Genomic DNA, 25,505 nt, shown 5'->3' with positions numbered 1-25,505 from the left:
ATCCGAAAGGATGGCCTTTTTACGTTTAAGCATCACAGAAATTTGTTGGCCAGATAAGGCAAAGCTGCCACCCGGCAAGTCAGATCGCACTCCACTCCACAATAAACTCCGCAATCCCATCCACATCATTTAAATCCAGCATTGGAACTTCAAGCGGCAATACAACATCACTGGCCACCGCAATCACATGCTCATCCAGCGTTAATTCGCTGAAATCATGCCCGGCATCGCTTCTGAACAGCAGGATCTTAGGCACGGCCTCATGCTTAAATCCCTCAACCAGCACCAGATCCAGCGTGGCATGATCCATCCGGCTGACCAGATAGGCGAGATCCAGCGGCGCCTCATCCGGCGTTTCTGTCATCAGCGCCCAGCGTTGAGTACTTGCCACCATCGTTTGCGCTGCGCCCGCTTTACGCAATGCATAGCTATCTTTGCCCGGTCTATCGACATCCATATTATGGTGGGTATGTTTAATCAATCCTGGACGGATACCTCTGGCACAAAGCGCAGGAATGAGCTTTTTCAGCAGCGTGGTTTTCCCGGTCCCACTCCAGGCGGAAATGGCTACGACAGGTATCATCTTTTCTCCTGCATCATCTGCAAATCGTCAGGCGTATTCACATTCACAAAAGCTGATTTTAAATCGCTAAAATCAACGGGATGACCGCCAGACTCGCGCATAAAGGCCATCACCCTGCGCTCTCCCGTAGCCAGATAGGACTGCAGGGCTGGCGCTAGGGATCGGTGCATCAATGCGATAGCAGGATGATCACGCTCGCCGTCATGTACCCAAACCACAGGAGCCGTACCCCGAAGCAGCAACAAACGCTCGACAAGACAGGACGGAATAAACGGAGTATCGCAGGGACAGAAGATGAACCACTCTCCGTGAGACTGTTGCATGACCGAAAGCATACCAGCCAGCGGTCCCGGGTAATTCTCAAGGATATCCTGGTAAACGGCGTACCCGCTGAGCTGGTAAGTGTCGATATGCCGGTTAGCACTGATGGCCATTGTCGACACCTGGCCTGCGAGCATGTCAGCGACACATTGCCATAAGGGTTTGCCGTTCAGGCGTTGAAGCCCCTTATCTTTTCCCCCCATTCGCGTTGCTCTGCCACCTGCCAGAACGACCCCAATGATTTCCTGGCTAAGATTCACGAATATCGCCTCTTTTATTGTGGGATTGACCCTGCTAACGTGTCACTCTAAATGAAAGGAGCACCACCATGAAATGTAAACGTCTGAATGAAGTTATTGAACTCCTCCAGCCCGCCTGGCAAAAAGAGCCAGAGCTAAATCTGATGCAATTTTTACAGAAACTGGCGAAAGAGTCAGGTTTTGACGGCGAACTGGCAGACCTTTCTGACGACATCCTGATCTACCACCTTAAAATGCGTGACTCTGCCAAAGATGCTGTTATTCCTGGTATTCAGAAGGATTATGAGGAAGATTTTAAGACCGCATTACTGCGCGCCCGAGGCGTAATTAAAGAGTAAAAGCTTGTAAGCGGCGGCACCGAAATCGCCACAAGATGATATCCTGAATCATTCGTATAATTTCCGGATGATCGGATGAACGACCAGGCTTTTACTTTCCAGACATTACACCCGGACACCATTATGGATGCCCTGTTTGAACAGGGTATTCGGGTGGATTCCGGGCTAACACCGTTAAACAGCTATGAAAACCGCGTCTATCAATTTCAGGACGAGGATCGTCAGCGCTTCGTCGTAAAGTTCTATCGTCCTGAACGCTGGTCCGCAGAACAAATTCAGGAAGAGCATCAGTTTGCTCACGATCTGCTGGATGACGATGTTCCCGTTGCCGCGCCGCTAAAATTCAATGACCAAACGCTCCTCACGCACGAAGGGTTTTACTACGCTGTATTCCCGAGCCTGGGTGGCCGCCAGTTTGAAGCGGATAATATCGATCAGATGGAGTGGGTTGCCCGCTATCTTGGGCGCATACACCAGACGGGACGCAAAAAAGCCTTTATTGCCCGCCCGACTATCGGGATTCAGGAATACCTTCTTGAGCCACGCGAAATATTCGAAACGTCTGCCATGATCCCCGCTGCGTTAAAGGATGATTTCCTCAACGCCACCGATAAGCTCATTGCTGCTGTTAAAACCTGCTGGCGTGACGATATTTCCGTCCTGCGCCTGCATGGCGATTGTCATGCAGGAAATATCCTCTGGCGTGATGGCCCGCTGTTTGTCGATCTCGATGATGCGCGTATGGGGCCCGCGGTTCAGGACCTGTGGATGCTGCTCAATGGCGACAAAGCCGAGCAACGCATGCAGCTTGAAACCATTATTGAAGCTTATGAAGAATTTAGCCCGTTTAATTCAGACGAAATTGCCCTGATTGAGCCTTTACGTGCGATGCGTTTTGTTTATTATCTCGCATGGTTAATCAGGCGTTGGGACGATCCCGCATTTCCCCGGAATTTCCCGTGGCTTACCGGAGAGGATTACTGGCGTAGCCAGATATCTACATTTACTGAGCAGGTCAAGGTTCTTCAGGAACCCCCTCTGCAATTAACGCCGATGTATTAATTGGACACACCCAGGAGAGAGTTAATCATGAAAAAAATTTGGCTGGCGCTGGCAGGTATGATTCTGGCATTTAGCGCTTCTGCTGCGCAGTTTACCGACGGCAAACAGTACACCACGCTGGACAAACCGGTCGCTGGCGAGCCACAGGTTCTGGAGTTTTTCTCATTCTACTGCCCACACTGCTATCAGTTCGAGCAGGTGCTGCATGTTTCGGATAGCGTGAAGAAAAAGCTGCCAGAAGGCACCAAAATGACCAAGTACCACGTCGAGTTCCTGGGCCCATTGGGTAAAGACCTGACCCAGGCGTGGGCGGTTGCGATGGCACTGGGCGTGGAAGATAAGATCACTGCGCCAATGTTTGAAGCCGTACAGAAAACCCAGACCGTTCAGACCACTGCGGATATCCGTAAAGTGTTCGTTGATGCCGGCGTGAAAGGTGAAGAGTATGACGCTGCATGGAACAGCTTTGTGGTGAAATCTCTGGTTGCTCAGCAGGAAAAAGCGGCTGCTGACCTCCAGCTTCAGGGCGTTCCGGCGATGTTTGTTAACGGCAAATACCAGCTGAACATGCAGGGCATGGACACCAGCAGCATGGATATCTTCGTACAGCAGTATGCTGATACCGTGAAATACCTGGTTGAGAAAAAGTAATTTCGCTGATGTAAAAACGCCGGTCACTGACCGGCGTTTTTGTATGAAGATTTAATATTGTCTATCTGTTCGTCTTTCTCTTTCCAGAGCGTATTAAGCCACTGCTGGAAACGACGCTTGAAATTCTTATCGTTAACGTAATCACCGTGCAGCCCGGCATCTATCGGCACCAGATCGACACGCACAACAATGCGCGTCAGTTTGCCGCTGAGCATATCGTAGAACGGCGTCTTATCGTTTTCCGGATAGCAGAGCGTGACGTTCAGGAGTTTATCGAACTGTGATCCCAGCACGTTAAGCGCCATCGCAATACCCGCAGCCTTTGGCGGCAGCAAGTGCTGATAAGGAGAGCGGGTTTGTTGATGCTTCTCCTCCGTAAATCTGGAGCCTTCAACAAAGTTCACGATGGTCGTAGGATGCGCGCGAAACTTTTCGCAGGAACGGCGCGTGGTCTCCACATCTTTGCCGCGACGCTCGGGATGACGAATCAAATAGCTGCGCGAATAGCGTTTCATAAACGGCATATCAAGCGCCCAGCAGGCCAGCCCGATAAAAGGCACCCAGGCGAGCTGCTGTTTCAGAAAGTATTTGTTCATCGGGATGTGTTTGCGAAAAAGTACGCATAACACCACGATGTCCGCCCAGCTGTGGTGATTGCAGATCAGCAGATACCAGTTCTTCTTGTTAAGACTCTCCAGCCCTTTGATATCCCACTTCAGATGCGGGTTCAGGCACAGCAGGATCGCCAGTCCTTCGCACCAGCAGTACATCATGAAATTACAAAATGCGGACACGGCTCGCCACACCACAGGGACAGGCAACAGCAGTTTAACGATCCCGGCGATAATGATCGGCACAGAGCAGGCGACAGTCAACAGGATAGTTAAAATGATGCTTAACAGTAATGTTATTGCAGCGAGCAATCTCGACATGATGAGCTTTTTCAAATGGTTAGCTGTAATTGAGCGGTCGGCTATGCAACGCCGGGCGCTGATTTTACCAGAAAACAGACAAATTAATGGAGATTTGACGTGATGATTTCGCCGCTTTTACCCTGTCGCAGAAGATTTCTCTGTGATTCCGCGCTTAACAAGGCTTATATCCACATAGACTAAATTGCCATCAGGTGACCAAATAGAGAAGATCTAATGCGATAACAGCATGATAATTAAGATCTAAAAATTAACTCATATGTTTTTTTTACGTCTGTTATTCATATGAAGTGAAAATATACACAAACTTATCCACAGTTTGATTTTTGCGAGCGATCCTCACGATCGCAAAATCTTTTCCTGTATCTGGCGCTAATACCTGATGTTTTCATCCTTCTGTGGCATCCTTTACCCATAAATTGATTAAAGGCACGGACATTATGGTTCAGATCCCAGAAAACCCTCTTATTCTCGTCGATGGCTCTTCTTACCTGTATCGGGCATACCATGCGTTTCCTCCTCTGACCAATAGCGCAGGGGAACCTACCGGCGCAATGTACGGCGTGCTGAACATGCTGCGCAGCCTGATCCTTCAGTATCAGCCAACCCATGCGGCTGTGGTCTTTGATGCGAAAGGTAAAACTTTCCGCGACGAGCTGTTTGAGCATTACAAATCTCACCGTCCGCCAATGCCTGACGATCTGCGCGCGCAGATTGAGCCGCTGCACACCATGGTAAAAGCGATGGGGCTGCCGCTGCTGGCCGTCTCTGGCGTTGAAGCCGATGACGTCATCGGTACGCTGGCGCGTGAAGCAGAAAAGATGGGGCGTCCTGTTCTGATCAGTACCGGTGATAAAGATATGGCGCAGCTGGTGACGCCAGGCATCACCCTGATTAACACCATGACCAACACCATTCTGGGGCCAGAAGAAGTGGTCACAAAGTACGGCGTGCCGCCTGAGCTGATTATCGACTTCCTCGCGTTGATGGGCGACTCCTCGGATAACATCCCGGGTGTCCCTGGCGTCGGTGAAAAAACCGCTCAGGCGCTGCTCCAGGGGCTGGGTGGTCTGGATACGCTCTACGCGGAGCCGGACAAAATCGCCGGGCTCTCCTTCCGTGGCGCAAAAACCATGGCCGGAAAACTGGAAGAGAACAAAGAGGTGGCTTATCTCTCCTATAAGCTGGCCACAATCAAAACCGATGTCGAACTGGAGCTGGGCTGTGAGCAGCTTGAAGTGCAACAACCTTCCGCTGACGATCTGCTGAGCCTGTTTAAGAAATACGAATTCAAGCGCTGGACCGCTGACGTGGAAGCCGGTAAATGGCTGCAGGCGAAAGGGGCTAAACCTGCTGCAAAGCCGAAGGAGACAATCGTCGTTGACGCAGAAGAGCAGGCGGAAGAAGAAGCCGTGGCGCTTTCCTTCGACAACTACGAAACCATTCTTGAAGAGTCACGGCTGATCGCCTGGATCGATAAACTGAAAAAGGCGCCGGTCTTCGCCTTTGATACCGAAACCGACAGCCTCGATAACATCTCTGCCAATATGGTTGGCCTGTCATTTGCGACAGAGCCGGGTATTGCCGCCTACGTCCCTGTGGCGCACGATTACCTGGATGCGCCGGAGCAGATCTCCCGTGAACGCGTGCTTGAGCTGCTGAAGCCGATCCTGGAAGACGAAAAGGCGCTCAAGGTTGGGCAAAACCTCAAGTACGACCGAGGCATTCTGCAAAATTACGGCATTGAACTGCGCGGGATTGCCTTCGACACCATGCTTGAATCCTACATTCTGGACAGCGTCGCGGGCCGCCATGATATGGATTCCTTATCTGACCGCTGGCTCAAGCACAAAACGATCACCTTTGAAGAGATTGCCGGTAAAGGGAAAAATCAGCTCACCTTTAACCAGATTGCTCTGGAAGAAGCGGGGCGCTACGCGGCGGAAGACGCAGATGTCACGCTGCAGCTGCACCTGAAGATGTGGCCAAAACTGCAGAAGCTTGAAGGTCCGCTGAACGTGTTCCAGCATATCGAGATGCCGCTGGTGCCCGTGCTGTCCCGCATTGAACGCAACGGCGTGAAAATCGACCCAACGGTGCTGCATAACCACTCCGGGGAGCTGGCGCAGCGTCTGACCGAGCTCGAGCAAAAAGCGCATGAGCTTGCTGGCGAGCCGTTTAACCTCTCTTCGCCGAAGCAGCTGCAAACCATTCTGTTTGAAAAGCAGGGCATCAAGCCGCTGAAGAAAACTCCTGGCGGCGCGCCGTCAACCTCTGAAGAGGTGCTGGAAGAGCTGGCGCTGGATTACCCGCTGCCAAAAGTGATTCTGCAGTACCGTGGCCTCGCGAAGCTGAAGTCTACCTACACCGACAAGCTTCCGCTGATGATCAACCCGAAAACGGGTCGTGTGCACACGTCTTACCATCAGGCTGTCGCGGCGACCGGTCGTCTCTCGTCAACCGATCCCAACCTGCAGAACATCCCGGTACGTAACGAAGAAGGCCGCCGTATTCGCCAGGCTTTCATAGCACCAGAGGATTATCTGATTGTCTCTGCTGACTACTCGCAAATTGAGCTGCGCATTATGGCGCATCTGTCCCGCGACAAAGGCCTGCTGACTGCGTTTGCAGAAGGGAAGGATATCCACCGGGCAACCGCGGCGGAAGTCTTCGGCTTGCCGCTGGAGAGCGTGACCAACGAGCAGCGCCGCAGTGCTAAGGCGATCAACTTCGGTCTTATTTACGGCATGAGCGCATTTGGTCTTTCGCGCCAGCTCAACATTCCGCGTAAAGAGTCGCAGAAGTATATGGATCTCTATTTCGAGCGTTATCCGGGCGTGCTGGAATATATGGAACGCACCCGCGCGCAGGCGAAGGAAAAAGGTTACGTCGAAACCCTGGATGGCCGCCGTCTCTACTTACCGGACATCAAATCCAGCAACGCGGCGCGTCGCGCTGGCGCAGAGCGTGCGGCGATCAACGCCCCGATGCAGGGTACCGCGGCGGACATTATTAAGCGTGCCATGATCGCCGTTGATGCCTGGCTGGAAGAAGAGAAGCCTCGCGTGAAAATGATCATGCAGGTACACGATGAACTGGTATTTGAAGTGCATAAAGACGACCTCGACGCCGTGTCGAAGAAGGTCCACGAACTGATGGAAAGCAGCATGACGCTTGACGTGCCGTTGCTGGTGGAAGTAGGAAGTGGCGAAAACTGGGATCAGGCTCACTAAGGGTTCTTCGCATAACGCGCTTTTTATGTAAGTTTGCAACATAACAACGTGCGTTTTGTGACAATCATTAGAATTCCCTATGTAAAGAATGAAAAAAAACTACAAAAAGTGCTTTTTCTGCAGCACAAAAAGGGGTAGAGTTGTCGGCGTAGGGTACAGAGGTAAGATGTTCTATCTTTCAGACCTTTTACTTCACGTAATCGGATTTGGCTGAATATTTTAGCCGCCCCAGTCAGTAATGACTGGGGCGTTTTTTATTGCGGCAAAGAAAAATTCAGGCAAAAAAAACGCGGCTATCGCCGCGCTCCGTATTACTCTTGTTCCGCTTCCGTCGCGGGTTCCAGCTCGCTAAACCAGGTATCGAGCTTCTGACGCAGCTTGTCCACGCCCTGCTTTTTCAGCGAGGAGAACGGCTCAACCTGCACATCACCGTTGAACGCCAGAACCGCTTCGCGAACCATATTCACCTGCGCTTTGCGCGCGCCGCTCGCCAGCTTATCGGCTTTCGTCAGCAGCACCAGCACGGCGATATCGCTTGCTACAGCCCAGTCGATCATCTGCTGATCCAGATCTTTCAGGGGATGGCGTATATCCATCAGCACAACCAGACCTTTCAGGCACAGGCGTTTTTCCAGGTATTCACCCAGCGCACGCTGCCACTTGATTTTCATCTCTTCCGGTACCTGCGCGTAACCGTAGCCCGGTAAGTCGACCAGGCGTTTGCCCTCTGCGACTTCAAACAGGTTGATCAGCTGGGTACGGCCAGGTGTTTTTGAGGTGCGCGCCAGGCTCTTCTGATTGGTCAGCGTATTCAGGGCGCTGGATTTCCCCGCATTGGAGCGGCCAGCAAATGCCACTTCAATACCGGTATCAGAAGGAAGGTGCCGAATATCGGGCGCACTGGTGACAAAATGCGTCTGTTGGTAGTTCCAGGTAGTCACGTGGTCGTCTCCAAAATCGTAATCTGAAGGGGATTATACCCGAATGCAGGCAAAAGGCTTTTCTGATTGCTATGAGCTGTAGGCGAATGCCACAACCGGTGTGAGAGATCGGCCAGTAATGCTATGGGAGATTTCAGAGAATTCGCAGGCGTCAAAAAAGGCAAACTGTTTTAAATCATAAGCTTATTTCCAGGTAATTGTCTGAAAAACCCTTTTTGTACCGTTTCGTTGCTTGTTAGTTTAACGGAACAAGGTAAAGTGTGCGTCAGGGCGAGGAAGCCAACAGGAAATCGACTTAAGGATTAGGGTCAGGAGCGCCAGGAGGCGAAGACGCAGGATTGTCAGGATGACCAGCGCCTGGAGGCGTTTTAAAAGGAAATGGAACCGTATCACGGACGGTATTAGCCAAGGGATAAACAGGGTTTGTTGTTGGCAAACACGGAAAGTCTGACCCGCTAAGGGTTGTGAGTCAGGAAAAAAGGCGACAGATTGCTCTGTCGCCTTTTTTCTTTGCTTGCTTTCTGCTAGATTTCGCCGCAATTCTATACTGAAGAAAACGACTTAAAGATAAAACATCATGAAAAAACCAACCTCCGCTGCGGGCGCGAAACGCCCCGCAAAAGCACGCCGCAAAACGCGCGAAGAACTGAACCAGGAAGCGCGCGATCGTAAACGCGACAAAAAACATCGCGGTCACGCTGCGGGTAGCCGTGCCAACGGTGGTGGTGCAGCGGGTGCTTCTGCAAAAGGCAAACAGCAGAAAGACCCTCGTATCGGCAGTAAAACTCCCATTCCACTGGGCGTGACAGACACCCCGGTCACTAAGCAGCATAAACCAAAGAGCGAGAAACCTATGCTTTCACCGCAGGCTGAGCTGGATTTGCTGGAGAACGATGAGCGCCTGGACGCGCTGCTGGAACGTCTTGAAGAAGGTGAAACCCTGACCGCTGAAGAGCAGTCATGGGTGGATGCCAAACTGGATCGTATCGATGAACTGATGCAGAAGCTGGGCCTGTCATACGACGATGACGAAGATGAAGAAGAAGACGAGAAGCAGGAAGATATGATGCGTCTTCTGAAGGGTGGAAACTAACATTTGCACCCGGCAGGCACGATAGTCCTGCTTATAACCCTTCCGGTTATATGTTATCTGGTGTGGTTATTCGTTAAACTACGGCGGTTGTCGCGGCGACAGAAGTGGCTGCGCACCCGAATGATGGCCCGCGATGGGGCCAGAACGGGCCGCCGTATACGAACGCGACACCAACGGAAGGAGTGAGCATGTCAGCACCAACTATCGACTGGGATTTGGCCCTAATCCAGAAATATAACTATTCCGGGCCGCGTTATACGTCATACCCCACCGCGCTGGAGTTCTCCGATGCTTTCGGCGAGGCTGATTTCCAGCAGGCTGTCGCGCGCTATCCTGAGCGTCCGCTGTCGCTCTACGTCCATATTCCGTTCTGCCATAAGCTCTGCTACTTCTGCGGCTGCAATAAAATCGTTACCCGTCAGCAGCACAAAGCCGACCAGTATCTTGACGCGCTCGAACAAGAAATTGTCCATCGCGCGCCGCTGTTTACTGGCCGTCACGTCAGCCAGCTGCACTGGGGCGGCGGGACGCCAACCTATCTGAATAAAGCGCAAATAAGCCGCCTGATGACCCTGCTGCGCGGCAATTTCAGTTTTAACGCCGACGCTGAAATCTCGATCGAAGTCGATCCGCGTGAAATTGAGCTAGATGTACTGGATCACTTACGCGCCGAAGGCTTCAATCGTCTGAGCATGGGCGTGCAGGATTTCAATAAAGAGGTTCAGCGTCTGGTGAACCGCGAGCAGGACGAAGAATTTATCTTTGCCTTACTCAATCACGCGCGTGAGATTGGTTTCACCTCGACCAATATTGACCTGATATACGGCCTGCCAAAGCAAACGCCGGAAAGCTTCGCATTCACCCTGAAGCGCGTGGCCGAACTCAACCCGGACCGCCTGAGCGTCTTTAACTATGCGCATCTGCCGACGCTCTTTGCCGCTCAGCGCAAAATCAAAGATGCCGATCTTCCTTCTGCCCAGCAGAAGCTGGATATCCTGCAGGAAACCATCGCCTCGCTGACCGAAACCGGCTATCAGTTTATCGGGATGGATCACTTTGCTCGTCCGGATGACGAGCTGGCGATTGCTCAGCGTGAAGGCGTTCTGCACCGTAACTTCCAGGGCTACACAACCCAGGGCGATACCGATTTGCTGGGGATGGGCGTCTCTGCTATCAGCATGATTGGCGACTGTTACGCGCAGAACCAGAAAGAGCTGAAGCTTTACTACCAGCAGGTTGATGAAACGGGCAACGCGCTGTGGCGCGGCATTGCGTTAACGCGCGACGACTGCATCCGGCGCGAGGTGATTAAGGCGCTCATCTGCAACTTCCGTCTCGATTTCAGCGACGTTGAGTCGCAGTGGGATCTGCACTTCAGCGATTATTTTGCGGAAGACCTGAAGCTGATTGCACCGCTGGCGAAAGACGGGCTGGTGGATGTGTCGGAGAGCGCGATTGAGGTCACGCCGAAAGGGCGTCTGTTGATTCGTAATATCTGCATGTGCTTTGACGCGTATCTGCGTCAGAAAGCGCGACTGCAGCAGTTCTCGCGGGTGATTTAAGGCGCATTGCCAAAAGCACTAAACGTAGGCCGGGTAAGGCGAAGCCGCCACCCGGCTTTTACGTTCAACTCGCTAGCTAAACAGCCCAACCAGCGCCGCGCACAACATAGCCGCAACGGCTGTTTGTGGCGTGTGGCTTTCAGCGGCTCCGCTAGAGAGCATATTCACGATTGTTTCCAGCATGATGTTCACCCCCAATTTCCGGGCACGATCATACAAAACTCATCGGAACAGTAAAGCGCAAAATAACGGCAATTTGCGCTCAATTAATAACCTTTACACAGCGGCGTGCGATCACTCCATTCCCAGCTCTTTAAGCTTGCGCGTCAGGGTATTACGTCCCCATCCCAGCAGGCGAGCGGCTTCCTGCTTATGACCCTGCGTATGACGAAGCGCGGTAGTTAACAGCGTACGCTCCATCTCCGGCTGAGCTTCAGACAGCAGATTTTGATGACCGGAACGCAGCGCGCGGTCGGCCCACTGCGCCAGCAGCGTCGCCCAGCTGTCCGGCAGCGCGTGCCCGGTACTGCTTTCAGGCGCGGTCGCTTCAAACAGCTCGGCCGGTAAATCCTGAATCAGCACTTCCTGCCCGGCAGCCATCACGGTTAACCAGCGGCAGGTATTTTCCAGCTGACGCACGTTGCCCGGCCACGCCAGACGCGTCAGAGCGGCATCGGTTTCCGGATGAAGCTGCTTGGCTTCCACGCCCAGCTCACGGGCGGCTACCTGCAGGAAATGGCGTGCCAGGCGGGGAATATCTTCCCGACGCTCACGCAGCGGCGGCAGATGAACGCGGATGACGTTCAGACGGTGGAATAAATCCTCACGGAATTTTCCTTCCTGCACGCGTTGTTCCAGGTTCTGATGGGTCGCGGCGATAATACGTACGTCCACCTTCACCGGCGCATAGCCGCCCACGCGATAAAATTGCCCGTCGGCCAGCACGCGCAGCAGGCGGGTCTGGACATCCAGCGGCATATCGCCGATCTCATCCAGGAACAGTGTGCCGCCGTCAGCCTGTTCGAACCGCCCCTGGCGAATGGTATTGGCGCCGGTAAATGCCCCTTTTTCATGGCCGAACAGTTCGGACTCAATCAAATCCTTCGGGATCGCCGCCATATTCAGGGCGATGAACGGCGCTTTTGCCCGCGGGCTGTGGCGGTGCAATGCATGCGCCACAAGCTCTTTACCGGTTCCCGACTCACCGTTAATCAATACGCTGATGGACGAGCGGGACAAACGACCGATAATGCGAAACACGTCCTGCATCGCCGGCGCTTCACCGATGATATCTGTCGTTGGCCCAAAATCGGGCGCGTGGCGCGGCTGTTGCTGCTCCTGATAATGGCTAATCGCGCGCTCAACCAGCGCTACCGCTTCGTCGATATCAAACGGTTTGGGCAGGTAATCAAACGCCCCTTGCTGATAGGCGCTTACTGCGGCATCCAGATCGGAGTGCGCGGTCATTATGATGACCGGAAGCATAGGGTGGCGTTGTTTGATCTGCTTTAACAGCGCCAGCCCGTCCATGCCCGGCATACGAATATCCGAAAGCAGAACATCTGGCGTTTTGGTGGTGAGTGCGTCGAGCACTTCGCTGCCGCTCTCAAACGTCGTGCAGCTTAATCCTGCCCCTGTGAGCGCGCGTTCAAGCACCCAACGGATGGAGCTATCGTCATCGACTACCCAGACTATCCCTCGTTGCATAAACGTCACCTTTATTTTTTAATCGGCAGGAAAACCGAAAACTCGGTATGTCCCGGCCAACTGGTAAATTCAATTTTCCCGGAGTGTTGATCGATCAAACTGCGGGCAATGGATAAGCCCAGGCCGGTCCCGCCTTCGCGACCGCTTACCATCGGGTAGAACAGGGTGTCCTGCAAATGCGATGGAATGCCGGGCCCGTTATCCTCAACGTCAATTCGGGCGGCCAGCCGGTAGCGCACGCCGTGTAACGTGAGCTGGAAGGCGGTGCGGGTGCGTAAAATAATCTCACCGCCTTCAGGCCCCAGCGCCTGCAGGGCATTACGCACAATATTCAACAGGACCTGCTCAATCTGGTCCGGGTCATGGGCCAGTTCCGGCAGGCTTGGGTCGTAATCACGTACTAGCGTGACGTTCTCTGGCAGCTCCATTGAGACGAGCTTCACCACCCGCTCAGCCACTTTATGGATGCTTTCTGTGACGTGCATTCCCGGCTGCTGCGGACCGAGAAGACGGTCTACCAGGTTCCGCAGACGGTCCGCCTGCTCAATGATGACGTTGGTATATTCCGCCAGCGCGGGATCGGGCAGCGCCTTGGTCAGAAGCTGCGCCGCGCCGCGTAATCCACCCAGCGGGTTTTTGATTTCATGTGCCAGACCGCGCACCAGGTCACGGGCGGCAATCTGCTGCGCATGTTGAAGCTGCTCCTGGCTCAGTCGACGCTGATTATCCATCGGCGCCATTTCCAGCAGGATCAGACCTTCGGGAAGACGTTGCGCTGTTAGCGACAGAATGTGCGAGCGCCCGTCGATCACCAGCGTGACTTCGTTATCGGTAAACCCCTGGCCAGCCTGCAAACTTTCCTGCATCAGGCCAATATTCAGCGAAAAATAGCTCAGGAGTTCAGGAAGCGGGGTGCCGAACAGTTTACGTGCGCTTTGGGCGAGCAGCTGCTGCGCGGCCGGGTTGGCGTAATGAACGGCCAGCTCGTCATCGACCAGCAATATGCTGTTAATCAAAGAATTGAGGATCTGCCCAGCATCGGGCAGCGTGCCAGTTGCCATTCAGCAGTCTCCTGGAGTCGTTTGCACTAATTTAGTGCAGTATAGCGTTTTCGGCGTAAAAAGGGCGTGAGATCAGGTTGTTGGTGGAGAAAAAAGCCCATCCGGAGATGGGCTAAAAGTTTCCACGGCAACTACCCCCGGCGTTTATCACGCCGGGTAAAACAACTTTTATTAAACGCTGTAGTACAGTTCGAACTCAACCGGGTGTGGAGTCATACGCACGCGGTCGTTCTCTTCCATACGCAGGGCGATGTAAGCATCGATAGCGTCGTCAGTGAATACGCCACCTGCAGTCAGGAACTCGCGGTCTGCGTCCAGCGCCTGCAGGGCTTCTTCCAGAGAGCCAGCAACCTGTGGGATCTCTTTCGCTTCTTCTGGCGGCAGGTCGTACAGGTTTTTGTCCATCGCTTCGCCCGGGTGGATCTTGTTCTTGATACCGTCCAGACCGGCCATCAGCAGTGCTGCGAAGCACAGGTATGGGTTAGCCGCTGGGTCCGGGAAGCGAACTTCGATACGACGCGCTTTAGGAGAAGCCACCACCGGGATACGGATAGAAGCAGAACGGTTACGTGCAGAGTAGGCCAGCATCACTGGCGCTTCGTAGCCCGGGACCAGACGCTTGTAGGAGTTCGTGGTTGGGTTCGCCAGGGCGTTGATCGCTTTAGCGTGTTTTATAACACCACCGATGTAATACAGCGCCTGCTCGGACAGACCGGCATATTTGTCGCCAGAGAACAGGTTGGTACCGTTCTTGGACAGAGACATGTGGCAGTGCATACCGGAACCGTTATCGCCAAACATTGGTTTTGGCATGAAGGTCGCGGTTTTACCGAAACGGTGCGCAACGTTGTGCACAACGTATTTGTAGATCTGAATTTCGTCCGCTTTTTTGGTCATGGTGTTGAAGCGGGTTGCCACTTCGTTCTGACCAGCAGTCGCCACTTCGTGGTGGTGAGCTTCAACAACCAGGCCCATCTCTTCCATCACCAGACACATGGTGGAACGAATGTCCTGTGCAGAGTCGACCGGAGGAACCGGGAAGTAACCGCCCTTCACGCCAGGACGGTGACCTTTGTTACCGCCTTCGTATTTGGTGGAGGAGTTCCATGCACCTTCGATGTCGTCGATAGCCACGTGGGAGCCAGAAATAGAGGCACCGAAACGGATGTCATCGAACAGGAAGAATTCTGGCTCTGGCCCGAACAGAACGGTGTCTGCGATGCCGGTAGAACGCAGGTACTCTTCAGCGCGTTTCGCGATAGAACGTGGGTCGCGGTCGTAGCCCTGCAGCGTGCCTGGCTCGAGGATGTCGCAACGGATGATCAGGGTTGGTTCTTCGAAGAACGGATCAATGACCGCAGTGGTCGCGTCTGGCATCAGAACCATGTCGGATTCGTTAATGCCTTTCCAGCCACCAATGGAGGAGCCGTCAAACATTTTGCCTTCTTCAAAGAATTCGGCGTTCACCTGATGAGCAGGGATTGTGACGTGCTGTTCTTTACCTTTGGTATCGGTGAAGCGCAGATCAACAAACTTCACTTCATGTTCGTTCAGCATCGTCAAAACGTGTTCAGCGGACATACTTAACTCTCCAGATTGGTCATTGTCGTCGTGGTAACGAGGTCTTCAATTTCTGTTTGTACTGGCTGGTGCCATGTGTTTTTTATAAAGCGAAATCTGTGCCAACTTTTAAATCACCCCAAAAAGGCGTTATCATGCGCACCATAGTGCAAAAGGGCTGCACCACAATGGATTTGTTGCACCAGTATAGTGCTTCAATGTGAACATTGAGCACCATATTGGTGCAATTTACGTTAAGGTGCCCTTTTACCGCTCCGTGAAAGCGATCACAAAGCATCTCTGCGATACTTGTTTGCGGGGGATGTTTGTGATCCTGTTTTGTAGTGCGATTAATCCGTGTACAATAACGCGCTATTTCTAAATGCCTGAGGCAAAGTTGTGATCGAAAATTTGCGTAACATCGCCATCATCGCGCACGTAGACCATGGTAAAACTACCCTGGTTGACAAGCTGCTGCAGCAATCCGGTACGTTTGATGCGCGTGCCGAAACCCAAGAACGCGTGATGGACTCCAACGATTTGGAGAAAGAGCGTGGGATTACCATCCTCGCGAAAAACACCGCGATTAAATGGAATGACTACCGTATCAACATCGTTGATACCCCAGGGCACGCCGACTTCGGTGGTGAAGTTGAACGTGTAATGTCCATGGTAGACTCCGTTCTGCTGGTCGTTGACGCAATGGATGGCCCAATGCCACAGACGCGCTTCGTGACCAAAAAAGCTTTTGCCCATGGTCTGAAGCCAATCGTTGTTATCAACAAAGTTGACCGCCCTGGCGCGCGTCCTGACTGGGTTGTTGACCAGGTCTTCGACCTGTTCGTTAACCTCGACGCGACCGACGAGCAGCTGGACTTCCCTATCGTTTACGCCTCTGCGCTGAACGGTATCGCAGGTCTGGACCACGAAGACATGGCTGAAGACATGACCCCGCTGTATCAGGCGATTGTTGACCGTGTTCCTGCACCAAACGTCGATCTCGACGGCACCCTGCAGATGCAGATCTCTCAGCTCGACTACAACAACTACGTTGGCGTAATCGGCATTGGTCGTATCAAGCGCGGTAAAGTGAAGCCTAACCAGCAGGTTACTATCATCGATAGCGAAGGCAAAACCCGTAACGGTAAAGTCGGTAAAGTACTGACTCACCTGGGTCTTGAGCGTATCGAGAGTGACGTTGCGGAAGCGGGCGACATCATCGCTATCACCGGTCTGGGTGAGCTGAACATCTCCGACACCATCTGCGATCCGCAGAACGTCGAAGCGCTGCCAGCCCTGTCCGTTGATGAACCAACCGTATCCATGTTCTTCAACGTCAACACCTCTCCGTTCTGTGGTAAAGAAGGTAAATTCGTTACCTCTCGTCAGATCCTTGACCGCCTGAACAAAGAGCTGGTGCACAACGTTGCGCTGCGCGTTGAAGAAACCGAAGATGCTGATGCATTCCGCGTTTCTGGTCGTGGTGAGCTGCACCTGTCTGTTCTGATTGAGAACATGCGTCGTGAAGGTTTCGAAATGGCGGTTTCCCGTCCGAAAGTAATCTTCCGCGAGATCGACGGCCGTAAACAAGAGCCGTTCGAAAACGTAACGCTGGACGTTGAAGAGCAGCATCAGGGTTCTGTGATGCAGGCTCTGGGTGAGCGTAAAGGCGACCTGAAAAACATGAATCCAGATGGCAAAGGCCGCGTACGTCTCGACTACGTGATCCCAAGCCGTGGTCTGATCGGCTTCCGTTCAGAGTTCATGACCATGACCTCCGGTACCGGCCTGCTGTACTCCACCTTCAGCCACTACGACGACGTTCGTCCGGGCGAAGTGGGCCAGCGTAACAACGGCGTGCTGATCTCCAACGGTCAGGGTAAAGCGGTTGCGTTTGCGCTGTTCGGTCTGCAGGATCGCGGCAAGCTGTTCCTGGGCCACGGCGCTGAAGTTTACGAAGGCCAGATCATCGGTATTCACAGTCGTTCTAACGACCTGACCGTAAACTGCCTGACCGGTAAGAAACTGACCAACATGCGTGCGTCCGGTACTGACGAAGCAACGGTTCTGGTTCCACCGATCAAGATGACTCTGGAGCAGGCTCTGGAATTCATCGATGATGACGAACTGGTCGAAGTGACTCCACAGTCAATTCGTATCCGTAAACGTCACCTGACCGAGAACGATCGTAAACGTGCTATGCGCGGTGCGAAAGAAGAGTAATACGGTCAATCCTTAGGCCGGGTAAGCGTCAGCGCCACCCGGCAACTAAAAAGCCGCTGATCTCTCAGCGGCTTTTTTATTCGATGATCGCCAGAATTCTTCATTACCTGGGGCGTTATGTCCCGAAGCTATCTCTTTCCTGCGAAATTCACGGATTAGGGTAACTCTGCTCCATTTATCACGAACACCCGATCTGCCGATGCAATCGTGGTTTCGCGATGCGCGATAATAATCCTGGTGATGTTCATCTCCTGTATAGACTGATTGACCTGACTTTCACTGGTTTTATCAAGGTGGCTGGTCGCCTCGTCCATGAATAAAATACCCGGTTTGCGGTATAATGCCCGGGCAATATAAATCCGCTGTTTTTGACCCCCGGACAACCCTTCCCCAAGTTCACCAATCAGTGTCTCGTAACCCATTGGTAGCTTTAAAATGTCATTATGAATATGGCTTGCGATGGCGCATTGCACCATCCACTGCTCGTCAATGTCAGGCCGAAAACCGGTGATATTCTCTTTGATAGAGCCTGAAAACAACTTATCTTCCTGCATGATACAGGCAATGCGTTCAGCATAATGCTCAAAACCAAGTTGCTTAATATCAATGCCATTAATTCGGACGCAGCCGTTCGACGGTTCGAATAAACCGCACAACACTTTCATCAAGGTGCTTTTACCTGCACCCGATACGCCCGTAATAGCAATACTCTCTCCGGCATGAATGGTCAGATTCAGTTTGCTGAATATAGGGTCCGCATGGTTATCATAACGGTAGGTCAGATCCTGAGTTTCGAGCGTTAAGGCTCCGTGTGGTAAACGCAGCGGGCTGGTGGCCGTTGAAGAAGATGCTTCCTGCAGCGCAATATCGGCAACGCGTTCATTATGTAAGTTGATGAGCTTCAGCTGAATGATAAAGTTGATCAGGGCATTTATTCGGTCATAGAACTGACTCCTGAAGGTATTAAACGCGATAAACATACCGATGGTTAAATGACTATCCATCATCAGCCTGCCGCTAACCCACAGGATAACAATTTGATCGCAGGCGGCGATAAAAGAGACGACACCACCAAAGAAGAGATCCATTCGCGTCAAACGAATGCCGGTATTGACCTTATCTGAAAAAAGATTAAACCAGTTATTGATTCTCAGGTCAGTCATCCCCTGAATCTTAATCGTCGCGATACCGTACAGGGTTTCCATAAAATAAGAATTAAGACGTGCTTCCTTGATTAACTCTTCTTCGGATAACTGGCGATAGTATCGATAGGTAGCAAACCGAATGAAGGTATATATTGCGGTAAAAGAGACCACTATCATACTGAGCTGAAAGTTGTATAAAAACATCATTACCAGCAAACCCATGAGCATTAGCGTATCAATAATGCTACCAGGTAAACCTGTGGTAAAAGTGGCCCGTATAACATCAAGCGAGTGGAAACGAGACTGAATGTCCCCCAGTTTGCGTCTTTCAAAATAGGTGGTTGGTAGCTTAATAAGGTGAGAAAAAAGGCTAAAACTCCACTGGACGTCAATGAGTGTTCCCAGTATCAGCATGGTCCAGGAGCGAATGATACTGACCGTCAAACGTAACAGAATCAGAATAAACAGCCCAAGACAGATGATATTAAGTAAACCGTAATCTCCGGATGCAATGACATTATCCGTGACTAATTGTGTTCCCACAGGCAACAGCAGGCTGATCAACTCAATCACCAGCGATAAGAAAAATATCTTCGCCAGTGATGTCATCAGTCCGTTGATATTCTTTAATAACGTGGAGGCTTTTAACCTGTTTTGCTTCTTTTGAACTGAGAAAGTGGTTCCCGGCCATACCTCAAGCACAACACCTGTAAAATGTTGGGACAATTCAGGAATGCTAATCACCCGTCGTCCAAACGCAGGGTCGTGGATCACCGCGCTGCTCTTATCGACCTTAATCAGTACGACAAAATGGTTAAAATCCCAATGCAATATGCAGGGCTTGCGCACGGCATGTAATTCCTGAAGGTCCACGGATAATGCGCGTGACGACATCTCCAGTTCACTGGCAATTGCTTTTATCGCATGGAGGTTGACCCCACGTGATGACAAATTGAATTGTTGCCGGAGTTGCAGTAGATCGACCTGCTTGCCATAAAAACTGCATATCATTGAAAGACAGGCCAGGCCACATTCGGACGCTTCAGTTTGAAAGACAACTGGGATGCGTTTAAATATCCTCAGATCCAACTTGCGCAGCAGCGTCTCAAGTGTATAAAGTTTATTCATTACCCGCGTCCGTTACGCTCATTTTCATTTCGTAAAAGGGCGATAATAACCACTCATAGATATGTCTCTTTTCAAGGAAAAGAGAAATCTGCGCTTTGGCTCCCTGGCTCAGTAAGAGTTGTTTTCCATGAACTTGCACAGACTGTAGGTCAGGTTTGATCATGATTTTGTACCAGGACTTTTTATCGTCATAGAATTCGTGTGCGATGGTCTGTTTTGACAGGAGTTCTGGCTTCGATGCCGGAAGCCTGGATATTGCTGATATTGATGCCCTGAACTGACCAAATTTTTCATAAGGAAAGGCGTCGTAACTGACATTAACGCGCTGGCCAATCGCCAGATAAGGAAGAACTTCATCGGGAACCCAGGTTTCGAGATAGCATGGTGAATGGATATTCTGCTGAACTCGCGCCAGTACATCGCCTGCGCCGATCATCTTACCTTGCGCCGTATTGATGGAGTCGATTAAGCCATCGGCTGTTGCCTCGATGACATAATTACCTTCCGCTTCTGTATTTAACTTTTCTTTTTCCAGCTCGTATTTTTGTTGCTCAAGCTGGTAAATCTGATGGTCATAATCAGCGCCCTGGGACTGGATCTGCTGATTGAGCGTATCGACCTGAACCTGGTCTTGTGATTTTCTGGCGACCAGGTCAGAAACATTGCTCTGCTGTTGATAGAGTAGTGCGTTTTGACTGCTCATCTGGTCTTTGGTGACCAGACCTTTTTCCTGATAACTACGGTAATCGTTAACGTTCTTCTCAATCTGATTCAGTTCCCGTTCAGCCTGCACGAGTAACCCAGATGAGGTATTAAAACTGGACTGATAATGATCTTTTTGAGTTGTTAGCGCAGCGAGCGTACGTTTTTTTGAAGAGTTCAAATTTGCCATCATTATGTTGATACTGTTTATCTGTAGCGCAATCTCCTTTTTTTTATTTTCATCAACCAGGCCTGATTGCGTCGATACACCCGAATGAATGAGAAAGAGAGCGTCACCTTTTTTTACGCGATCGCCTTCATTAACAAAACTCTTCACGACTGTCCCCTGCATTGATGCAGAGATATTCACTGAGCCAGGGAAAGTGGTTACCTCACCGTGAACGATGACGCGACGGGTATAGGAACCTTTGGCAATAAAAATAGAAATGGAAGCAATAAAAACAATGCTGAGCAATATGATAAAAGCAAAAGGGATGCCCGGCAGAAGAACGGCTTTCCCTTCCCACTGGGTACTCTGATATTCAATAGCTTCCTTGCGAAACATATCTGGCCTCTTGCAGGGTGGAAATAGCCGCTAAATATCAGCGGCTATGAGTTATAATGATTCAGGAATTAATGTCTACCGTGATCATTACCCTGGCGGCCACCACTACTTTTCGAACCACCATTACCTTTTGATGAACCACCGCTTTTACCACCAACGTTAACTGAGCAACCACCGCTAAAGGATGTGCTTTCAGAGTGAGAACCATCTTTATTAGTGGTGCTGGTGTGAGAATAGCTGCCATTACAACCAGCACTACCACCACCGAACATCCCACCAATCGCACTACCGATAGAACCCCACATTCCTGCACCGCTGACGTTACTTAATTCACTTTCATTGAGTTCACGCATTATTAATGTTCCTTGCAATAGTGAGCAAAAGGTATACCCATAATATCCATAGACTTTTTCCATACCATTTCACCATCCGTGAATGAAATGTTTTTTACGCCAAAACGCGTAAAATCCTTTTCGCTGTACGTCGACAGACCTGTGTCTGGATCACCAATATTTTCTTTTTGCCCGCAAAGTGGCATCATCCATGACACATTTATATCTTTGTAGAATGCTTTATCCGTTTTTCTTATTTCTGAGAAAATGCGATCTGTTATCGTTGTGTCTGTATTGATTTCTCCGTTAACTGTAGTTGTTAACTTATTGTCATCAGAATTAGGTGACCCATGGAAACCAATGATCGAACCATAGTTGATGATTTTGTTTTTTGCCGCTGGGAAAAGATAGTTAGCACATGAAGAAAGGCATAATCGCCTGACCTCAATGTTAATTTCTTTATCATGAATAATTCGTGCTATATTGATTGCAGTTTCGACATCACCACCACCACTGTTTATCGATATTGTTCTGACAGGGATAAGGTTTTTTTTGATAAGTCCCACAATGATTTTGTCATCATCTTTGGATATGTTTCCGTCGATATATAACGTATCAAAAACGAGGTGGGTTGAGGATTTTGGTTCAAGCCCTTGCTTCACAATTAATTGGCTAGAGAGTTGATATAAAATATCTCTGCTGGCTTTTTTAAATTGGTAGGCATTGTATGAATAAATAGCGAATGCGCAGAGTATTGCTATTAAAACGGCACTGAGGACGTATCCCTTTTTAATCTTCACGAAAGTGCAGCTCCATGTGTAAAGTAATGTAAACTTAGCATTATAAAAAAGAAGATAAATAGTGTATTTGTATCTAAATGTAAATTTAAGTAAGGTAAACTTGTTGAAATTTCTCGCAAAGCCGCGAGAAATGGGATTGCCATGGCAAAAACTGGGGAAATATGGTGATGAGAAAAATTTTATGGAAGCGTTTTTCTATAATTTTTTGCAAAATGAACTAAAACGTATATCTTCGCAAAAACGCACTTAAATAAAACTCATCCCAGCCTATCGCCCGAAAGCCAATATCATCTTCCTGGGCTAAATTTTTGTTCTTCATACTGCTCGCTCTCAGCGGAATCTCGTGCATAGCCAAACTTTATCTTTCCCGCTACAGTTACCTCTTCACGGCGAGCAGGAGATAACCATGCTTTATATCTTTGATTTAGGAAACGTAATCGTCGATATCGATTTTAATCGCGTGCTGGGTGCGTGGAGCGACTTTAGCCGCGTTCCGCTGGCGACACTGAAGCAGAATTTCGCGATGGGCGAGACCTTCCATCAGCATGAACGCGGCGAGATCGGTGATGAAGAATTCGCTGAACGTTTCTGTCAGGAGATGGATCTACCGTTGAGCTACGAGCAGTTTTCACACGGCTGGCAGGCGGTATTTGTCGCCATCCGGCCTGAAGTGATCGACATCATGCATAAGCTTCGCGAGCAGGGCCATCGGGTCGTTGTGTTGTCCAATACCAACCGTCTGCACACCACGTTCTGGCCTGAGGAATACCCTGAAGTTAAGGCGGCGGCCGACAAGATCTATCTTTCGCAGGAGATGGGGATGCGTAAGCCTGAAGCGCGAATTTATCAGGCTGTTCTGCAGTTAGAGGGATTCACCGCGGCCGATGCGGTCTTTTTCGACGACAACGCCGATAATATAGAGGGAGCTAACCAGTTAGGTATAACGTCAATTCTGGTGACCGGAAAAGAGACGATACCAAACTACTTTGCGAAGCAGCTATGCTAAAAACCGTTCATCAAAAAGCCACGCATCATACTCGCCCGCTGAGGGCATGGCTGAAACTGCTCTGGCACCGTATTGATGAGGACAACATGACCACGCTGGCGGGTAACCTCGCCTACGTGTCGTTGCTCTCATTAGTGCCGTTGGTGGCGGTCATCTTTGCCCTGTTTTCCGCCTTTCCGATGTTTGCGGACGTCAGCCTGCAGCTTCGTCATTTTGTCTTCGCGAATTTCATTCCTGCAACCGGGGATGTCATCCAGAACTACATTGAGCAGTTTGTTGCCAATTCCAGCAAGATGACGGCAGTGGGGGCGTGCGGTCTTATCGTTACCGCGCTGCTGTTGATGTACGCCATTGATAATGCGCTGAACACTATCTGGCGGAGTAAAAAAGCGCGGCCAAAGGTCTATTCCTTTGCCGTGTACTGGATGATTCTCACGCTGGGGCCGCTGCTGGCCGGGGCGAGCCTGGCGATCAGTTCGTATCTTCTCTCCTTGCGCTGGGCGAGTGAGTTAAACGGCGTAATTGATAATGCGCTTCGCATCTTCCCGTTGATCCTGTCGTGGCTCTCGTTCTGGCTGCTCTATAGCGTCGTGCCGACCACGCGCGTGCCTAACCGCGATGCGGTTGTGGGGGCGCTGGTGGCGGCGTTGCTTTTTGAGCTCGGTAAAAAAGGGTTTGCCCTCTACATCACCATGTTTCCGTCCTATCAGCTGATTTACGGCGTGCTGGCGGTGATCCCCATTTTGTTTGTCTGGGTCTACTGGACCTGGTGTATCGTCTTGCTTGGTGCCGAAATAACTGTCACTCTCGGTGTGTACCGCGAACTTAAAAAAGCAGCAGAAGCTGAAAAACAATTAGAAGCAGACCAACCATGATTGCATTGATACAGCGCGTAACCCGTGCCAGCGTCACCGTGGAGGGAGAGGTGACGGGTGAAATTGGCCCAGGACTTTTGGTGTTGTTAGGTGTCGAAAAGGATGACGACGAACAAAAAGCCAACCGCTTGTGTGAGCGCGTGCTGGGCTACCGTATTTTCAGCGATGCGGAAGGCAAGATGAACCTGAACGTCCAGCAGGCGGGCGGCAGCGTGCTGGTGGTTTCCCAGTTTACGCTGGCAGCGGATACCGAGCGCGGCATGCGCCCGAGCTTCTCTAAAGGCGCCGCGCCGGATCGTGCGGAAGCACTTTACGAGTACTTTGTTGAGCGTTGTCGCCAGCAGGAAATGAAAACGCAAACCGGACGATTCGCTGCAGATATGCAGGTTTCGCTGGTGAACGATGGCCCCGTCACATTCTGGCTCCAGGTATGAGCCAACTGGCGGCGTGGCCGCGGGTAACAAGAGAGAGTACAGCTATGTATCACCTTCGAGTACCGCAAACGGAAGAAGAGTTAGACGCTTATTACCAGTTCCGCTGGGAAATGCTGCGCAAGCCACTGCATCAGCCAAAAGGATCTGAACGCGACGCCTGGGATGCGATGGCTCACCATCAGATGGTGATGGACGAAGAGGGTAACCTCGTCGCCGTCGGGCGCTTGTATATCAACGCCGATAACGAAGCGTCGATTCGCTTTATGGCGGTTCATCCCTCCGTTCAGGACAAAGGTCTGGGAACGCTAATGGCGATGACCCTTGAGTCCGTCGCCCGTCAGGAAGGCGTTAAGCGCGTCACCTGTAGCGCCCGCGAAGATGCCGTAGAATTTTTTGCCAAGCTCGGTTTTGTGAATCAGGGGGAAATCACAACCCCGCAAACCACGCCGATTCGTCATTTTTTGATGATCAAACCCATCGCCACGCTGGATGATATTCTTCATCGCGCCGACTGGTGTGGACAGCTGCAGCAGGCCTGGTATCAGCACATTCCGCTCAGTGAAAAAATGGGCGTGCGCATTCAGCAGTACACCGGACAAAAATTTATTACCACCATGCCGGAAACCGGCAATCAGAACCCGCACCACACCCTGTTTGCCGGAAGTCTGTTTTCCCTCGCGACGCTCACCGGGTGGGGTCTCATCTGGCTGATGCTTCGCGAGCGCCATCTGGGCGGCACGATCATTCTCGCCGATGCCCACATTCGCTATAGCGCACCGATAAGCGGCAAGCCGAGCGCCGTGGCCGATCTGGGTTCACTGGGTGGCGATCTCGACCGCCTGGCACGCGGTCGCAAAGCCCGCGTACAAATGCAGGTTGAACTGTTTGGGGATAAAACACCGGGTGCGGTGTTTGAAGGCACCTACATTGTTCTTCCAGCGAAGCCCTTCGGCGCGTATGAAGAGGGTGGGAACGAGGAGGAGTAATCTTC

The 25,505-nt window shown here is 51.3% G+C and carries 24 protein-coding genes; 12 read left to right on the top strand and 12 right to left on the bottom strand.

Features of this window, described 5'->3' with window-relative positions; translation table 11 throughout:
• Nucleotides 1–79: 79 nt before the first annotated feature.
• Both mobB and mobA read right to left on the bottom strand, forming a co-directional pair.
• On the bottom strand, nt 80–583 hold the full coding sequence (mobB, locus tag UTM25_RS12065; RefSeq protein ID WP_048975670.1) for a molybdopterin-guanine dinucleotide biosynthesis protein MobB: 504 nt from the start codon (nt 581–583) through the stop codon (nt 80–82).
• Nucleotides 580–1,164, bottom strand: coding sequence for a molybdenum cofactor guanylyltransferase MobA (mobA, locus tag UTM25_RS12060; protein WP_194401789.1), 585 nt, complete (start codon nt 1,162–1,164; stop codon nt 580–582). The genes mobB and mobA overlap by 4 nt, the downstream gene beginning before the upstream one ends.
• A gap of 68 nt (nt 1,165–1,232) precedes the next feature.
• On the opposite strand from mobA, the gene UTM25_RS12055 reads away from it, so the two are divergent.
• The 3 genes from UTM25_RS12055 (at nt 1,233) to dsbA (ending at nt 3,215) form a co-directional block, all read left to right on the top strand.
• Nucleotides 1,233–1,502: a YihD family protein gene (locus tag UTM25_RS12055; protein WP_003861904.1), complete on the top strand. Its 270-nt coding sequence runs from the start codon at nt 1,233–1,235 to the stop codon at nt 1,500–1,502.
• Nucleotides 1,503–1,577: 75 nt separating this feature from the next.
• Nucleotides 1,578–2,564 carry a serine/threonine protein kinase gene (locus tag UTM25_RS12050; protein WP_194401790.1) on the top strand — a complete coding sequence of 329 codons (987 nt, stop codon included), beginning with the start codon at nt 1,578–1,580 and terminating at the stop codon, nt 2,562–2,564.
• Nucleotides 2,565–2,591: 27 nt separating this feature from the next.
• Nucleotides 2,592–3,215, top strand: coding sequence for a thiol:disulfide interchange protein DsbA (dsbA, locus tag UTM25_RS12045; protein ID WP_032662678.1), 624 nt, complete (start codon nt 2,592–2,594; stop codon nt 3,213–3,215).
• Nucleotides 3,216–3,238: 23 nt separating this feature from the next.
• Here dsbA and UTM25_RS12040 read toward each other — a convergent pair whose 3' ends face one another.
• Nucleotides 3,239–4,090 (bottom strand): acyltransferase, encoded by an 852-nt coding sequence (locus UTM25_RS12040; protein WP_414146753.1) that lies wholly within the window; start codon nt 4,088–4,090, stop codon nt 3,239–3,241.
• Here UTM25_RS12040 and UTM25_RS22625 point away from each other — a divergent pair.
• Together UTM25_RS22625 and polA are read left to right on the top strand one after the other, a co-directional pair.
• Nucleotides 3,987–4,250: a hypothetical protein gene (locus tag UTM25_RS22625; RefSeq protein ID WP_414146754.1), complete on the top strand. Its 264-nt coding sequence runs from the start codon at nt 3,987–3,989 to the stop codon at nt 4,248–4,250. The genes UTM25_RS12040 and UTM25_RS22625 overlap by 104 nt on opposite strands.
• Before the next feature lie 337 nt (nt 4,251–4,587).
• Nucleotides 4,588–7,380, top strand: a complete 2,793-nt coding sequence (polA, locus tag UTM25_RS12035; protein ID WP_194401792.1) for a DNA polymerase I — start codon at nt 4,588–4,590, stop codon at nt 7,378–7,380.
• Between the two features lie 311 nt (nt 7,381–7,691).
• Here polA and yihA read toward each other — a convergent pair whose 3' ends face one another.
• A complete protein-coding gene (yihA, locus tag UTM25_RS12030) occupies nt 7,692–8,321 on the bottom strand; it encodes a ribosome biogenesis GTP-binding protein YihA/YsxC (RefSeq protein WP_194401793.1) in 630 nt (209 codons plus the stop codon).
• A 577-nt stretch (nt 8,322–8,898) separates the two neighbouring features.
• Here yihA and yihI point away from each other — a divergent pair.
• Both yihI and hemN read left to right on the top strand, forming a co-directional pair.
• Nucleotides 8,899–9,414, top strand: a complete 516-nt coding sequence (gene yihI, locus UTM25_RS12025) for a Der GTPase-activating protein YihI (RefSeq protein WP_032644299.1) — start codon at nt 8,899–8,901, stop codon at nt 9,412–9,414.
• Nucleotides 9,415–9,602: 188 nt separating this feature from the next.
• Nucleotides 9,603–10,976: an oxygen-independent coproporphyrinogen III oxidase gene (gene hemN, locus UTM25_RS12020; protein ID WP_194401794.1), complete on the top strand. Its 1,374-nt coding sequence runs from the start codon at nt 9,603–9,605 to the stop codon at nt 10,974–10,976.
• A 72-nt stretch (nt 10,977–11,048) separates the two neighbouring features.
• Here hemN and UTM25_RS12015 read toward each other — a convergent pair whose 3' ends face one another.
• From UTM25_RS12015 to glnA, 4 genes are all read right to left on the bottom strand, one after another.
• Nucleotides 11,049–11,159, bottom strand: a complete 111-nt coding sequence (locus UTM25_RS12015) for a YshB family small membrane protein (protein WP_023333898.1) — start codon at nt 11,157–11,159, stop codon at nt 11,049–11,051.
• 111 nt (nt 11,160–11,270) lie between these two features.
• Nucleotides 11,271–12,683 (bottom strand): nitrogen regulation protein NR(I), encoded by a 1,413-nt coding sequence (glnG, locus tag UTM25_RS12010; RefSeq protein ID WP_023309765.1) that lies wholly within the window; start codon nt 12,681–12,683, stop codon nt 11,271–11,273.
• An 11-nt stretch (nt 12,684–12,694) separates the two neighbouring features.
• Nucleotides 12,695–13,744: a nitrogen regulation protein NR(II) gene (gene glnL, locus UTM25_RS12005; protein WP_008501857.1), complete on the bottom strand. Its 1,050-nt coding sequence runs from the start codon at nt 13,742–13,744 to the stop codon at nt 12,695–12,697.
• A 171-nt stretch (nt 13,745–13,915) separates the two neighbouring features.
• On the bottom strand, nt 13,916–15,325 hold the full coding sequence (glnA, locus tag UTM25_RS12000; protein WP_023309763.1) for a glutamate--ammonia ligase: 1,410 nt from the start codon (nt 15,323–15,325) through the stop codon (nt 13,916–13,918).
• A gap of 378 nt (nt 15,326–15,703) precedes the next feature.
• On the opposite strand from glnA, the gene typA reads away from it, so the two are divergent.
• Entirely contained in the window at nt 15,704–17,527 is a 1,824-nt protein-coding gene (gene typA, locus UTM25_RS11995) for a ribosome-dependent GTPase TypA (RefSeq protein WP_023309762.1), read from the top strand.
• 155 nt (nt 17,528–17,682) lie between these two features.
• On the opposite strand, the gene UTM25_RS11990 is transcribed toward typA, so the two are convergent.
• From UTM25_RS11990 to UTM25_RS11975, 4 genes are all read right to left on the bottom strand, one after another.
• Nucleotides 17,683–19,800, bottom strand: coding sequence for a peptidase domain-containing ABC transporter (locus UTM25_RS11990; protein WP_194401795.1), 2,118 nt, complete (start codon nt 19,798–19,800; stop codon nt 17,683–17,685).
• A complete protein-coding gene (locus UTM25_RS11985; protein ID WP_320714806.1) occupies nt 19,793–21,067 on the bottom strand; it encodes an HlyD family secretion protein in 1,275 nt (424 codons plus the stop codon). The genes UTM25_RS11990 and UTM25_RS11985 overlap by 8 nt, the downstream gene beginning before the upstream one ends.
• A gap of 68 nt (nt 21,068–21,135) precedes the next feature.
• Complete coding sequence (locus UTM25_RS11980; RefSeq protein WP_194401798.1) at nt 21,136–21,420, bottom strand: hypothetical protein; 285 nt, start codon at nt 21,418–21,420, stop codon at nt 21,136–21,138.
• 2 nt (nt 21,421–21,422) lie between these two features.
• Nucleotides 21,423–22,199: a hypothetical protein gene (locus UTM25_RS11975; RefSeq protein WP_063439128.1), complete on the bottom strand. Its 777-nt coding sequence runs from the start codon at nt 22,197–22,199 to the stop codon at nt 21,423–21,425.
• Between the two features lie 406 nt (nt 22,200–22,605).
• Here UTM25_RS11975 and yihX point away from each other — a divergent pair, with 406 nt between their 5' ends.
• The 4 genes from yihX to fabY are packed head-to-tail and all read left to right on the top strand — an operon-like array spanning nt 22,606 to nt 25,500.
• A complete protein-coding gene (gene yihX / locus UTM25_RS11970) occupies nt 22,606–23,205 on the top strand; it encodes a glucose-1-phosphatase (protein ID WP_194401799.1) in 600 nt (199 codons plus the stop codon).
• On the top strand, nt 23,199–24,080 hold the full coding sequence (locus UTM25_RS11965) for a virulence factor BrkB family protein (protein WP_045888499.1): 882 nt from the start codon (nt 23,199–23,201) through the stop codon (nt 24,078–24,080). Before yihX ends, UTM25_RS11965 begins: the two co-directional genes overlap by 7 nt.
• A complete protein-coding gene (dtd, locus tag UTM25_RS11960; RefSeq protein WP_194401800.1) occupies nt 24,077–24,514 on the top strand; it encodes a D-aminoacyl-tRNA deacylase in 438 nt (145 codons plus the stop codon). The genes UTM25_RS11965 and dtd overlap by 4 nt, the downstream gene beginning before the upstream one ends.
• 44 nt (nt 24,515–24,558) lie before the next feature.
• Nucleotides 24,559–25,500 (top strand): fatty acid biosynthesis protein FabY, encoded by a 942-nt coding sequence (fabY, locus tag UTM25_RS11955; protein ID WP_023309755.1) that lies wholly within the window; start codon nt 24,559–24,561, stop codon nt 25,498–25,500.
• Nucleotides 25,501–25,505: the final 5 nt, after the last annotated feature.

The organism is Enterobacter sp. 61D5 (assembly GCF_034107965.1).
Lineage (GTDB): Bacteria > Pseudomonadota > Gammaproteobacteria > Enterobacterales > Enterobacteriaceae > Enterobacter > Enterobacter cloacae_M.
This window is presented reverse-complemented; position numbering and strand designations above follow the sequence as displayed.